A 14,393-nucleotide genomic window follows, 5' to 3' on the forward strand; every position below is an offset into this window, starting at 1 on the left:
GTTGAGCAGCCATGAGAGGGCTGCTTTCTTCTGTTTATTTAACATTTTACAAGAAGTGTAAAAATAGAAGATATAAAGACCTGAAAAAATAGAGAAAACAAACATATAAGCAGAGTTTTTTAGGAATTTTTACTTATATGTAGATCACGAGGTGAAGAAATGGCAAAACAAAAGCAAAGAGGGACGAAGGCAAAGGCAAGACGTACGATAAAGCCAACTTTGTATTATGAAATCGTCGGTTTAACTCTTTTTGCACTTTCAATCATTACGATTTTACAGCTAGGCGTTGTAGGAAAATCGTTTGTGTTATTTTTTCGCTTCTTCTTTGGTGAGTGGTACATAATTGGTGTGTTAGGTGTAATAGCTTTATCCGTTTCATTCGTTATAAAACGTGGATGGCCGAACCTTTTAAATAAACGGTTAATCGGTTTTTATTTAATAGTATTGGCGATATTAATGTTTAGTCATATTACATTATTTAACCTTCTTACGAAAGATGGAGCAGTGCAAAATACTTCTGTTATTGTAAGTACGAAAGATAATTTCTTTCTTGAAATGAAAAAAGGGCCAGATAGCGTTCATTTAGGTGGTGGCATGTTTGGTGCACTTATGTTCGCCACTTGTTACTTCTTATTTGACGAAGTTGGAGCTTATATTATTGGTATTATTTTAGTTATTCTCGGTATACTTTGTATAACAAATAAGCATATTGGAGAAGTGTTAGCTCCAGTTGGTAGAATTCTTAGAAGTCAATTTCAAGTGATGCAAGGGGACTATAAAGATTGGAGAGCCAAAAGAACGGCTGAACAAACAGAAAAGAAAAAAACAACAAGAAGCACAAGGAGCAAACGTGCTGCAGAACATGAAGAAATTATTGAGCCGATGGAAGAAATCTCAATTGATCCTCCGATTATTTCGAATTTCACTGAGAATTATCCTGTAAATGAAGAAGAGGATAAACGAATTGAAGTAGAGGAAGAAGAGTTAATCACTTCACCGTTTATTGAAGAGGCTCCACCAGTTGAAGAGCCGAAGAAAAAGCGTGGAGAAAAAATCGTTGAATCGCTAGAGGGGGAAACACAAGCACCTCCTATGCAATTTTCAAATGTAGAAAATAAAGATTACAAGCTTCCTGCGCTTGATATATTGAAATTTCCAAAGAATAAGCAAGTTACAAATGAAAATGCGGAAATTTATGAGAATGCTCGTAAATTAGAACGTACTTTCCAAAGTTTTGGAGTGAAAGCGAAAGTAACAAAAGTACATAGAGGTCCTGCAGTTACAAAATATGAAGTGTATCCTGATATGGGAGTAAAGGTAAGCAAAATCGTCGGTTTAAGTGATGATTTAGCACTTGCGTTAGCGGCGAAAGACATTCGTATTGAAGCGCCTATTCCCGGGAAATCAGCTGTAGGAATTGAAGTTCCGAACTCAGAAGTCTCCATGGTAACGCTTAGAGAAGTTCTTGATTCTAAAGCTAACAATCATCCGGAAGAGAAGTTGTTAATAGGTCTTGGACGAGATATTACAGGTGAAGCTGTATTAGCCCGCTTAAATAAAATGCCCCATTTGCTAGTGGCAGGTGCGACAGGTAGCGGGAAAAGTGTATGTATTAACGGTATTATTGTTAGTATTTTAATGCGTGCAAAACCACATGAAGTAAAATTAATGATGATTGATCCGAAAATGGTAGAGTTAAATGTATATAACGGTGTGCCTCATTTGTTAACACCAGTTGTAACGGATCCGAAAAAGGCATCGCAAGCATTGAAAAAAGTTGTAAGTGAAATGGAGCGCCGTTATGAGTTATTTGCTCATAGTGGCACGCGAAATATTGAAGGATATAATGATTATATAAAAGAGCATAATAATCAGTCAGAAGCGAAACAACCGGAATTACCTTATATTGTCGTAATTGTGGACGAGTTAGCAGATTTAATGATGGTTGCTTCGTCGGATGTAGAGGATGCGATTATGCGTCTAGCGCAAATGGCTCGTGCTGCCGGTATTCATTTAATTATTGCAACGCAACGTCCATCAGTTGATGTCATTACGGGAGTTATTAAAGCGAATATTCCGTCACGTATTGCATTCGCTGTATCATCTCAAACAGATTCTCGTACAATTCTTGACGGCGGTGGTGCAGAGAAACTGCTAGGTCGTGGGGATATGCTATTTATACCAATTGGTGCATCGAAACCTGTACGTGTACAAGGTGCGTTTTTATCAGATGATGAAGTTGAGAGAGTTGTAGAATATGTTATTGGTCAGCAAAAAGCGCAATATCAAGAAGATATGATCCCGCAAGATGTTCCTGATACGAAGCAGGAAGTAGAAGATGAATTATATGATGAAGCAGTTCAGCTCGTAGTGGAAATGCAAACAGCCTCTGTTTCTATGTTGCAACGTAGGTTTAGAGTTGGTTATACCCGTGCTGCCCGATTAATTGATGCAATGGAAATGAATGGTGTAGTAGGTCCTTATGAAGGTAGTAAACCACGAGAAGTGCTCATTAATGATGTACAAGAAAAAAGTTCATAAAAAAAGCCTAATTGTTTTTACAATTAGGCTTTTTTATATGCTGGTTTTGTTATATACTATATTCAGCGATAAAGAAAGGGCTTACATTTAAGGTGGTTCTTTAGAATACGAATACTTTGGTATGGTTTTTTGTGAATGTTCGATATTTCATGTAGAAAAATGTTAAATTTTGTTGACACGTATGGGAGCAAGTGGTAAGATTACTTCGAAAAGAATCACTGCCTCATATAATCTTGGAGATAAGGTCCATAAGTTTCTACCTGGCAACCATGAATTGCTAGACTATGAGGGGAAAAGTGTGTAACAAAGGATGTAAGAGATCTTTGTGCCGAACTTTTTCTCGCTATGAGGAATGTTTATGGTGCAAAGTTTTTTTTATGCAGTAAAGAGTGAAAATTTTTTTTAAAAAAATTATTAATATTTATTCGACAATTATGCTTATTTTTAGTATTTAGCAATTTTTATTATGTTGTAAGTTGAAAAAAGAGAAAAGAAGTCTTACATCAGAGGTCGAATAATTGAAATGCGGGGGAGTCTTATGTCAGTAAAATCCGATAGTCGTCACCTATATTTACGGGTGATTGATCACATCAAAGAAAAGATTAAAGATGGGGCTTACAAAGAAAGACAAAAGTTGCCATCAGAGTTTGATTTAGCGAAAGAACTTGGCGTAAGTAGAGCGACTTTAAGGGAAGCGCTGCGTATTTTAGAAGAAGAAAATGTTGTCATTCGTAGACATGGTGTAGGAACATTTGTAAATGCAAAACCGCTATTTTCTTCTGGGATTGAACAACTTTCTAGTATTACAGATATGATTTCTAGTGTGGGGAAAACACCAGGAACTATCTTTTTATCATCATCTACAACAAGTTTAACAGAAGAAGAAAAAGAGAAGTTTAATAGTGAAGATGGTTTTAATGCAGTGATGATTGAGCGTGTGCGTACAGCAGATGGGGAACCTGTTGTATATTGTATCGATAAACTTGCAAAAGAAATCTTGCCAGATTTATCGGGATACAACGAAGAATCATTGCTTACAGTGATACATAACAATACGCACAAACGTATCACATACGCAGTTGCTCATATTGAGCCAATTGGCTATCATCCGAAAATCTCACCGATTTTGGAATGTGAACCGGAAACGGCACTGCTAGTATTAAAACAAATGCACTATGATCAAAATGATGAGCCAATCTTATATTCTATCAATTACTTTAGAGCTGATAAGTTTAGCTTCCACGTATTAAGAAAACGTATGTAGGTAGGTTCCTTTTTAGGGAGGTGACAGCAAGAAGTTAGGGACAGCAGCGAAAAAATAAATAAATATATATCATTTTTGGAGGGGTTTCTAGTATGAAGAAAAAAGCAGGTCTTTTATTATCATTAACATTAGCAGCAAGTGCGGTGTTAGGTGCATGTGGTAACTCGGATAAAGCGAGTAGCGACAAAAAAGAGTTTAAAGTTGGTATGGTTACGGATGTTGGGGGCGTTGATGACAAATCATTTAACCAATCAGCTTGGGAAGGTTTAACGAAATTCGGTAAAGACAATAATTTAAAGAAAAATGAAGGATATCGTTATCTTCAATCAAGTAAAGATGCTGATTATATCCCGAACTTAACGAAGTTTGCGAAAGATCATTATAACACAACATTTGGTATTGGTTACTTAATGGAAAAATCAATTGCAAAGGTAGCTGAACAATATCCAAAAGAGCAATTTGCGATTGTAGATACAGTTGTAGAGAAGCCAAACGTAACAAGTATTACATTTAAAGACCATGAAGGTTCATTCCTAGTTGGTGCTGTAGCAGCGATGACGACAAAATCAAATAAAGTTGGGTTTGTTGGTGGTGTAAAAAGCCCATTAATTACAAAATTTGAATCAGGCTTTAAAGCTGGTGCAAAAGCAGTAAATCCAAATATCGAAATCGTATCACAATATGCTGATGCATTTGATAAACCAGAAAAAGGCTCTGTATTAGCTTCAGCAATGTACGGTGGTGGAGTTGACGTAATTTATCATGCTTCAGGTGCAACTGGTAACGGTGTATTCACAGAAGCGAAAAACCGTAAGAAAAAAGGTGAAAACGTTTGGGTAATCGGTGTTGACCGTGACCAAAATCAAGAAGGTATGCCTGAAAACGTAACTTTAACATCAATGGTAAAACGTGTTGATATTGCAGTAGCAAAAGTAGCGCAAGAAGCGAAAGACGGTAAATTAAAAGGCGGTAAAGTAGAAGAATTCGGATTAAAAGATGACGGTGTTGGTATTGCGAAAACTACTGACAATGTGAAAAAAGTAAATCCAGAAATCTTAACAAAAGTAGAAGAGCTTGAGAAGAAAATCACTGACGGTGAAATTAAAGTCCCTGCAACTGATGAAGAATATAAAACATATGAAGCTTCTCTAAAGAAATAATAATAGAGAAATAGCAAAGGTTAGTTCGTAGAACTAACCTTTGCATATATAAAAATACTTTTAATAGAGTGTAATTAGGGAGTGTTCCCTGCTAAAAGGAGGAACAAAATGGAATACGTAATTGAGATGAACAATATTACAAAAGTATTCCCAGGCATTGTAGCGAATGACGATATTACGCTGCAAGTAAAACAGGGAGAAATACATGCTTTACTTGGAGAAAATGGTGCAGGGAAATCCACATTGATGAATGTACTATTTGGTTTGTACCAACCAGAACAAGGTGAAATTAAAATTAAAGGAAAACCTGTAAAAATTACAAATCCGAATATAGCAAATGACCTTGGTATTGGGATGGTCCATCAGCATTTTATGCTTGTTCATAATTTTACAGTTACAGAGAATATTATTCTTGGAAATGAGCCGAAGAAAAACGGGAAAATTGCTGTTGAAGAAGCGGCAAAAGAAATTAAGCAATTATCTGAACAGTATGGTTTGGCTGTTGATCCACATGCGAAAATTGAAGATATTTCTGTTGGGATGCAGCAAAGGGTTGAAATATTAAAGACTCTTTATCGTGGTGCTGAGATTTTAATATTTGATGAGCCAACCGCGGTGTTAACTCCTCAAGAAATTCATGAGTTGATTCAAATTATGAAAAAGCTTGTGCAAGAGGGGAAATCTATTATCCTTATTACACATAAGTTGAAAGAAATTATGGAAGTTTGCGATCGTTGTACAATTATTCGTAAAGGTAAGGGGATTGGTACTGTTGATGTAGCGGAAACGGATGAGCATAAACTTGCAGAGTTAATGGTCGGACGTCAAGTGAATTTTAAAACAGAAAAAATAGAAGCTAAACCAATGGAAGAAGTACTATCTATTGCAAACCTAATTGTTCATGATACGCGCAAGTTACCTGCTGTAAAAGGCCTTGACTTAACTGTTCGTGCAGGAGAAATCGTTGGGATTGCAGGGATTGATGGAAATGGTCAAAGTGAATTAATAGAGGCGATTACTGGTTTACGAAAAGTTGAGTCAGGTTCTATTGCAATTAAAGGAAAAGAAATAACGAATTGGCCTGTTCGAAGAATAACAGAAGAGGGGATTGGTCATATTCCTGAAGACCGTCATAAACACGGGCTTGTTCTCGATTTTTCTGTTCGGGACAATATTGTTTTACAAACATACTATAAAAATCCATTTTCAAAGAAAGGGATTTTAAATTTTAGTAAAATTACAGAAAAAGCGAAAGCACTTATTGAACAGTTTGATGTACGTACACCTAGTGAACAAACGTTAGCTCGCGCTCTATCTGGTGGAAACCAACAAAAGGCAATTATTGCACGTGAGGTAGATCGTAATCCAGATTTACTAATTGCAGCACAGCCGACACGTGGTTTAGATGTAGGTGCGATTGAATTTATTCATAAAAAATTAATTGAGCAGAGAGATAATGGTAAGGGAGTATTGCTTTTATCTTTAGAACTGGATGAAATTTTAAATGTAAGCGATCGAGTGGCTGTTATATATGAAGGGAAAATTGTAGCAATTGTGGATGCGAAAGAAACAAATGAACAACAGCTTGGATTATTAATGGCCGGCGGGACAGGGAAAGAGAAGGTGAACACAAATGGCTAAAAAATTTTTAACAGAACGAACAATTAATATTTTAGTACCTGTGTTATCCGTAGTTTTCGGTTTACTTGTTGGTGCCATTGTAATGTTAGTTAGTGGATATGATCCAATTGTTGGATATGCCGCGCTTTGGGAAGGGATGGTTGGCAATCCACAAGCTATCGGTGAGACGTTGCGTACGATGATTCCGCTTGTATTAGCTGGTCTTTCAGTAGCATTTGCATTTCGTACAGGTCTTTTCAATATTGGGGTGGAAGGACAGTTATTAGTTGGGTGGCTCGCTGCTGTTTGGTTTGGATATGCAGTGTCGTTACCAGCAATTTTGCATATTCCGTTATCTATTTTAGTGGCGGCAATTGTCGGCGGTTTATGGGGCTTTATACCTGGATATTTAAAAGGGAAACTTAAAGTAAATGAAGTAATTGTTACAATTATGATGAACTACATTGCACTTTATGTTACGTATGATCTTATTAAACGTTTTATCCACGAAGGTAATGAAAAATCTTATGACGTACAAGCAAGTGCTTCGTTAGCTTCTGATTGGTTATCTTCATTGACAGATGGATCTCGTTTACACTGGGGAATTGTTGTGGCTATTATCATTGCGATTGTAATGTGGTTCTTATTAGATAGAACAACGTTAGGGTATGAATTAAAATCGGTTGGTTTTAACCAAAATGCCTCTCAATACGCAGGAATGAAAGTATCGCGTAATGTTGTATTATCAATGACAATTGCTGGTGCTTTTGCAGGAATTGGTGGAGCTATGGAAGGATTAGGGACATTCCAAAGTATGACAGCAATGTCTTCGTTTACTGGTATTGGATTTGATGGGATTGCGGTAGCACTTTTAGGCGGAAATAATCCATTTGGTATACTATTAGCAGCTTTACTGTTTGGTGGTTTGAAAAGTGCAGCACCACAAATGAATTTCGAAGCAGATGTACCTTCGGAGTTAATTAACGTTATTATTGCATGTATTATTTTCTTTGTAGCGTGCAGTTATGTTTTACGCTGGGCACTTACACGCATGAGCAAGGAGGGGAAATAAATGAGCTTTTTAGATATTTTAGCCATTCTTGTGACGGGTACGTTATATACGGCAGCGCCACTTATTTTTACGGCGTTAGGTGGAGTGTTCAGTGAACGTTCTGGAGTTGTAAATATAGCGTTAGAAGGTTTAATGTTATTTGGTGCATTTATTGGTATTGTTACAACGTTATTAATGGGTGATACGTGGGGATCGATGACTCCTTGGATTGCATTATTATTTGCAGCAATTGGTAGTGGATTGTTTGCACTTCTTCACGCAGTAGCATCCATTACATTCCGTGCAGATCAAGTAGTGAGCGGAGTAGCAATTAACTTCTTAGCACTTGGTTTAACAGTATTTGCGATTAAGAAAATCTTTGGCAAAGGACAAACTGATTTCATTCAATACCGCATTGAAAAAATCGATGTTCCGGGTCTTTCGGATATTCCGGTAATCGGAAAAATCTTTTTCTCTAATGTACCGTTAACATCATATATTGCTATTATTTTAGCGTTTGTCGTTTGGTATATCATTTATAAAACACCGTTCGGTCTTCGTCTTCGTGCGGTTGGTGAGCATCCAATGGCAGCGGATACGATGGGGATTAACGTATATAAAATGCGTTATATTGCAGTTGCTATATCTGGAATGTTTGCAGGAGTTGGTGGAGCGGTCTTCGCTATGTCGATTTCTGGTAACTTCTCAGGTGCTACAATTACTGGACAAGGTTTCTTGGCGTTAGCAGCAATGATTTTCGGTAAATGGAATCCACTCGGTGCTCTTGGAGCGGCTCTGTTCTTCGGATTTGCTCAATCATTAGGAATAACAGGCGGTACAATTCCAGTACTAAAAGAAATTCCAAGTGTATTCTTAACGATATTGCCGTATGTATTCACAATATTAGCGCTTGTTGGTTTTGTAGGTCGTTCTGAAGCTCCGAAAGCATTAGGAACTCCTTATGAAAAAGGAAAACGATAAGTATAAAAAAGCTCGCACATTAGTGCGGGCTTTTTTACATAGACTATATTTAATACGGAATTTTACTATGTTCCTTACATATTACAGTTTTTAGAAAGGGCCTAATGTAAGTATAGTGAGGAAGAAAAGTTGATTTTTCATTTCTAAAAACTGTATATTGAAGAGGAATATTCCTATATACGTAAAGGAGGGCTATAAATGAAACTGATGGAACAACAGTTACATGAGTTAGGTGGTTTACGAGTACATATTATTCCAACTGATAAATATAAAACAAATACATTTGTATTTCGTTTTAAAGCACCTTTAAATGAGGAGACGGTGACAGAGCGTGCCCTATTGCCATACGTATTGCAAAGTGCGACAGAAAAGCTTCCTTCTGTAATTCGTCTTCGTCAATATTTAGAAGAATTATACGGATCTTCTTTGGCAGTAGATGTAAGTAAAAAAGGAGAAGATCATATCATCTCTATTTATGTAGACATTGCAAATGAAGTATATTTACATGATGCACCACCGTTATTTGAAAAAGCGCTTTCTATGTTATCGGATATCGTTTTACATCCAGCGAAAGAGGGGAATGGTTTTCTGCCTTCTATTGTAGAAAGTGAAAAGAGAGCGCTCTTACAACGAATTGAAGCGACGTATGATGATAAAATGCGTTATGCAAACGAGCGTTTAATTGAAGAAATGTGCAAAGTAGAACCGTATCGTTTAAGCGCAAATGGGAAAAAAGAGAGTGTTTCTTCTATTACAAATGAAAGTTTGTATCAATATTATCAAAAAGTGTTAGCGGAAGATGAAATGGACCTATACATTATTGGTGATATTTCAGAAAACGCAGTTGATCTTGTAAGTAAGTATTTTTCTATTTCAGCACGTCCTGTGAGGGAAAGAAATGTACTTCTTCATAAGAGAAATAATGAAGAAAAAGAAGTTGTGGAAAAACAAGAATTAAAACAAAGTAAATTACACATCGGATATCGTACATTTATTACGTATAAAGACGAAGATTATTTTGCGCTGCAATTGTTTAATGGATTGTTTGGAGGATTTTCTCATTCGAAGTTATTCGTTAATGTTCGTGAAAAAAATAGTTTAGCGTACTATGCAGCATCTCGCTTTGAAAGTCATAAAGGTTTATTATTTGTCATGTCAGGAATCGAAGCGAAAAATTATGAAAAAGCGGTTGAGATTATTAAAGAGCAAATGCTTGCAATGCAAAATGGTGATTTTTCTGAAGAAGAGATGCATCAAACGAAAAGTGTTATTCGAAATCAAATATTAGAAGCAATTGATACACCGCGTGGATTTGTGGAAATGCTGTATCATGGTATTATTTCAGATCGTACGCGTCCGGTTGAAGAATGGCTTACAGGTATTGAAAGTGTGACGAAAGAAGAGATTGTGAAAGTTGCTAAAAATATTGAATTAGATACAATTTACTTTTTACACGGAACGGAGGGAGAATAAATGGAGAAAATTGTTTATGAGCAATTAAAAGAGACACTCTATTATGAAAAACTTCCTAATGGATTAGATGTATATATTTTACCGAAGCAAGGATTTAATAAAACATTTGCAACGTTTACGACAAAATATGGTTCTGTGGATAATACATTCGTACCACTAGGTAAAGAAGAAATGATTCGTGTGCCGGATGGGATTGCTCATTTTCTTGAGCATAAACTATTTGAAAAAGAAAATCACGATGCCTTCCAATTGTTTAGTAAACAAGGGGCATCGGCAAATGCTTTCACATCATTCACAAGAACAGCTTACCTTTTTTCATGTACATCAAATGTAGAACAAAATTTAAATACATTGTTAAATTTCGTACAAGAGCCTTACTTTTCTGAAAAAACAGTTGAAAAAGAGAAAGGTATCATTGGGCAGGAAATTCAAATGTATCAAGATAATCCAGATTGGCGCTTATATTTTGGGTTAATTGATAGCTTGTTTGTAAAGCACCCGATTAAAATTGATATTGCGGGTACAATCGAGTCTATTAGTAAAATTACAAAAGATCTACTATATGAATGTTATGAAACGTTTTATCATCCAAGCAATATGTTAATGTTTGTTGTAGGTGCAATTGATCCAGAGAAAACGATGGATTTGATACGTGAAAATCAAGCGAAAAAAGATTATAAAAACCAACCAGAAATAGTACGTTCATTCGAAGAAGAACCAGATGAGGTGAATGAAAAGAAGAAAATTATTTCAATGCCTGTACAAACTCCGAAATGTTTAGTTGGTATTAAAGCGACAAACTTAAAAGAAAAAGGGGAAGCCCTTTTAAAACAAGAAATTGCGCTTACGTTACTTTTAGATTATTTATTTGGGAAAAGCTCCGTTCATTACGAATCTTTATATAATGAAGGGCTCATTGATGATTCGTTCTCGTATGATTATACGGAAGAGAATAACTTCGGTTTTGCAATGGTTGGCGGCGATACGAAGCAACCTGATGAGCTGGAAGAGCGTTTGAAAGGTATTTTATTAAATACAAATTATGATCAATTAGATGAGGCGGCATTAGAACGAGTAAAGAAAAAGAAAATAGGTGGCTTTTTACGTTCCTTGAATTCACCGGAATATATTGCAAATCAATTTACAAGATATGCGTTTAATGAATCGAGTCTGTTTGATGCATTGACTGTATTAGAAAGTTTAACTGTTCAAGATTTACAAGAAGTAGCCAAATTACTATTATCAGAAGAAAAAATGAGTGTTTGCCAGGTTTTACCGAAAAAATAAAAGATTTTATAATAATACCTTCATCTTATCATTGATAAATTGTAAGATGAGGGTATTATTTATTTGTAGAAAAAAGATTTTGTTGAGATAAGAGAGGAATTGTATGAAAAAGTATGCATTAGTAACTGGAGGGAGCGGAGGGATTGGCTCTGCTATTTCGAAACAATTAATTCAAGATGGATATACAGTATATGTTCATTATAATAACAGTGAAGAGAAAGTGAATGAGTTGCAGAAAGAATGGGGTGAAGTAATTCCTGTTCAAGCAAATTTAGCTTCTACTGATGGAGCAGAGCAATTGTGGAAACAAATTGAACATCCTCTTGATGTTATCGTATATGCAGCTGGGAAGAGTATTTTTGGACTCGTAACAGATGTAACGAACGATGAATTGAATGATATGGTAGAACTTCAAGTGAAGAGTATCTATAAATTATTATCGATGGCATTGCCATCTATGATTCAACGGAGAAGCGGTAATATTGTACTTGTTTCGTCTATATGGGGACAAATTGGCGCGTCATGTGAAGTTCTTTACTCGATGGTAAAAGGTGCGCAAAATTCATATGTGAAAGCTTTAGCAAAAGAGGTTTCATTAAGTGGAATAAGAGTGAACGCGGTGGCGCCAGGTGCAATTGAAACGGAAATGTTAAACGTATTTTCAGAAGAGGATAAGAATGAAATTGCGGAAGAGATTCCGTTAGGACGATTAGGATTACCGGAAGAAGTAGCAAAAACTGTGTCATTTCTCGTATCATCAGGTGCATCTTATATAACTGGACAAATTATTGGAGTAAATGGCGGGTGGCATTGCTAAAAATTTCTTACATAAAAAATGAAAAACTGTACAAATTAAGCATGATTCTATTACTAAGTAGTGAGGTGCTTACACATGTCAGTTTTAGATAACTTTGATCAATGGAAGAGCTTTTTAGGAGAACGTTTAGAACAAGCGCAAGGAAAAGGTCTTGATGGTGGTGCTGTATCAGATATGGCATTTCGTGTTGGTGATTATTTAGCAAATGAAGTAGAAGCACGCAACGATCAAGAGAAATTATTAGCTGAACTTTGGAAAGTTGCTGACGAACAAGAGCAACATACAATCGCAAACTTAATGGTAAAGTTTGTACAACATAAGTAAAAAATAGAGAGGGGATTCTCCTCTCTATTTTTTTTGTATAATAATTGAAAGGGATAGATTATACATTTAGCTTCCCTATTAAGGTGAAATCATATAATATAGTACGTAGGTGTAAAGTAAGCAAGGGGAGTGATCTTGGATGATTGAATGGTATTTTGAATATGAAATACATAAAAACCGACCTGGCTTGCTTGGTGACGTTTCTTCGTTAATCGGTATGCTCGGCATTAATATTGTCACAATTAATGGTGTAGATAATGCAAGGCGTGGATTACTCCTTATGTGTGATAATCAAGAGCAAATCTCTAGACTAGAATCAATTTTAAATACGATGGATAACATAACGGTAACGAAATATCGTCCGCCAAAGCTAAGAGATAAGCTAGCGGTTAGACATGGTAGGTACATACAACGAGATGCAGATGATAAGAAGACATTTCGGTTTGTGCGTGATGAATTAGGGTTACTTGTAGACTTTATGGCTGAAATAATGAAAAAAGAAGGCCATAAGCTAATTGGTATACGAGGAATGCCTCGTGTTGGAAAAACAGAATCCATTGTTGCCGCAAGTGTTTGTGCAAATAAAAGATGGTTATTTGTATCGTCTACTCTTATTAAGCAAACTGTTCGTAGTCAATTGATTGAAGATGAGTATAGCGACGACAATATTTTCATCTTAGATGGAATCGTGTCAACAAAGCGTGCTAACGAAAGGCATTGGCAGCTTGTTCGTGAAATTATGAGATTGCCTGCAACGAAAGTTGTGGAACATCCTGACGTATTTGTGAGTCAGTCAGAATACACATTGGATGATTTTGATTATATTATCGAGTTGCGTAACGATTATGATGAAGAAATTCAATATAATTTAGTAGATGAAATTGAGCAAGGTACGCAAAATAATTTCTCTATGTTTGACTTTTAAAGAAATATTGAGGTGTTAGTAGTGACAGAATTAGGACAAAAGCTGAAAGAAGCAAGAGGAACGAAAGGCTTGTCTATTGATCAGCTGCATGAGATTACAAAAATTCAAAAACGCCATTTAGTAGCAATTGAGGAAGGCAGTTATGATGTATTGCCAGGAGCTTTTTATGCGCGTGCATTCATTAAACAATACGCAGATGCGGTTGGATTAAATGGAGAGGAACTGCTTGTAGAATATCAGAGTACGATACCACAATCTGAAAAACGCGACGTTCCACAAGTGTCAACCGGACAAAAAACACAAGAAACAATGCAGAAATCTTCATCATGGCCAATTGCAGATCATATGCCGAAAATCTTAGTTGCGCTGCTAGTAATCGCAGTTGGAGTGGTAATTTGGTTTATTTTCCAAGCGTTAACTGGAAAAGGTGATGAGAAGGTTCCGAATGCTCAAAGTGAGAAAATTGAAGTTAAAAAAGCGGAAAATTCTCCGTTAGATACGAAGAAAGATGAAGTGAAAGCGGAAGAGCCGAAAAAAGAGGAACCAAAAAAAGAAGAATCGAAAAAAGAAGAGCCAAAGAAAGAAGAACAACCAGCGCAACCAACAGGACAACAAGAAATCAAAGTAGTTGGGACAACTGGTAAGGAGTCCACTTTGGAAATTCATAACAATAAAACGTTAGAATTAGAAATTACAACAAAAGGTGCAAGTTATGTAGGTATTAAAAATGAGGCAGGAAATGATATCTTTAGTGGAACAATAGAGGAAGGTCAAACTCAAAAATATGATTTATCAACAGCGAAAGTGGTAAACCTTAATATAGGAAGTGCACCGAATGTTGAATTTAAATTAAATGGCCAAGTGGTTACATTCCCGTTGAATCCAGAAGAGAATTATCATCAAAAATTCTTGATTAAAAATCTAGGGATAGAGCAACCTGCACAATAACA

Annotated in this window: 12 protein-coding genes and 1 riboswitch; all 12 genes read left to right on the forward strand. The window is 36.1% G+C overall.

Going from position 1 to position 14,393, the window contains the following annotated elements; all coding sequences use genetic code 11:
• The first annotated feature begins 159 nt into the window (after positions 1–159).
• Entirely contained in the window at positions 160–2,541 is a 2,382-nt protein-coding gene (locus tag QCI47_RS08940) for a DNA translocase FtsK (protein WP_001118775.1), read from the forward strand.
• Positions 2,542–2,744: 203 nt separating this feature from the next.
• Positions 2,745–2,846: riboswitch (purine riboswitch) on the forward strand.
• Between the two features lie 233 nt (positions 2,847–3,079).
• Positions 3,080–3,805 carry a GntR family transcriptional regulator gene (locus tag QCI47_RS08945; protein WP_000114176.1) on the forward strand — a complete coding sequence of 242 codons (726 nt, stop codon included), beginning with the start codon at positions 3,080–3,082 and terminating at the stop codon, positions 3,803–3,805.
• A gap of 92 nt (positions 3,806–3,897) precedes the next feature.
• Positions 3,898–4,965, forward strand: a complete 1,068-nt coding sequence (locus QCI47_RS08950) for a BMP family lipoprotein (RefSeq protein ID WP_098671490.1) — start codon at positions 3,898–3,900, stop codon at positions 4,963–4,965.
• A 108-nt stretch (positions 4,966–5,073) separates the two neighbouring features.
• Positions 5,074–6,606 carry an ABC transporter ATP-binding protein gene (locus QCI47_RS08955; protein ID WP_074544053.1) on the forward strand — a complete coding sequence of 511 codons (1,533 nt, stop codon included), beginning with the start codon at positions 5,074–5,076 and terminating at the stop codon, positions 6,604–6,606.
• On the forward strand, positions 6,599–7,657 hold the full coding sequence (locus tag QCI47_RS08960; RefSeq protein ID WP_001074499.1) for an ABC transporter permease: 1,059 nt from the start codon (positions 6,599–6,601) through the stop codon (positions 7,655–7,657). Before QCI47_RS08955 ends, QCI47_RS08960 begins: the two co-directional genes overlap by 8 nt.
• Positions 7,658–8,617 carry an ABC transporter permease gene (locus QCI47_RS08965; RefSeq protein ID WP_000008842.1) on the forward strand — a complete coding sequence of 320 codons (960 nt, stop codon included), beginning with the start codon at positions 7,658–7,660 and terminating at the stop codon, positions 8,615–8,617.
• Between the two features lie 198 nt (positions 8,618–8,815).
• Positions 8,816–10,090 carry an EF-P 5-aminopentanol modification-associated protein YfmF gene (gene yfmF, locus QCI47_RS08970; protein ID WP_076873511.1) on the forward strand — a complete coding sequence of 425 codons (1,275 nt, stop codon included), beginning with the start codon at positions 8,816–8,818 and terminating at the stop codon, positions 10,088–10,090.
• Positions 10,091–11,377: an EF-P 5-aminopentanol modification-associated protein YfmH gene (gene yfmH, locus QCI47_RS08975; RefSeq protein WP_163072828.1), complete on the forward strand. Its 1,287-nt coding sequence runs from the start codon at positions 10,091–10,093 to the stop codon at positions 11,375–11,377.
• Between the two features lie 103 nt (positions 11,378–11,480).
• Positions 11,481–12,194 carry an elongation factor P 5-aminopentanone reductase gene (ymfI, locus tag QCI47_RS08980; protein ID WP_139867003.1) on the forward strand — a complete coding sequence of 238 codons (714 nt, stop codon included), beginning with the start codon at positions 11,481–11,483 and terminating at the stop codon, positions 12,192–12,194.
• Between the two features lie 75 nt (positions 12,195–12,269).
• Complete coding sequence (locus QCI47_RS08985) at positions 12,270–12,518, forward strand: DUF3243 domain-containing protein (protein ID WP_000114454.1); 249 nt, start codon at positions 12,270–12,272, stop codon at positions 12,516–12,518.
• 139 nt (positions 12,519–12,657) lie between these two features.
• On the forward strand, positions 12,658–13,443 hold the full coding sequence (locus QCI47_RS08990; RefSeq protein ID WP_000574107.1) for a DUF3388 domain-containing protein: 786 nt from the start codon (positions 12,658–12,660) through the stop codon (positions 13,441–13,443).
• A 21-nt stretch (positions 13,444–13,464) separates the two neighbouring features.
• Positions 13,465–14,391 (forward strand): helix-turn-helix domain-containing protein, encoded by a 927-nt coding sequence (locus QCI47_RS08995; RefSeq protein ID WP_000137489.1) that lies wholly within the window; start codon positions 13,465–13,467, stop codon positions 14,389–14,391.
• Positions 14,392–14,393 lie beyond the last annotated feature (2 nt).

The organism is Bacillus cereus group sp. RP29, from assembly GCF_040459765.1.
GTDB lineage: Bacteria > Bacillota > Bacilli > Bacillales > Bacillaceae_G > Bacillus_A > Bacillus_A paranthracis.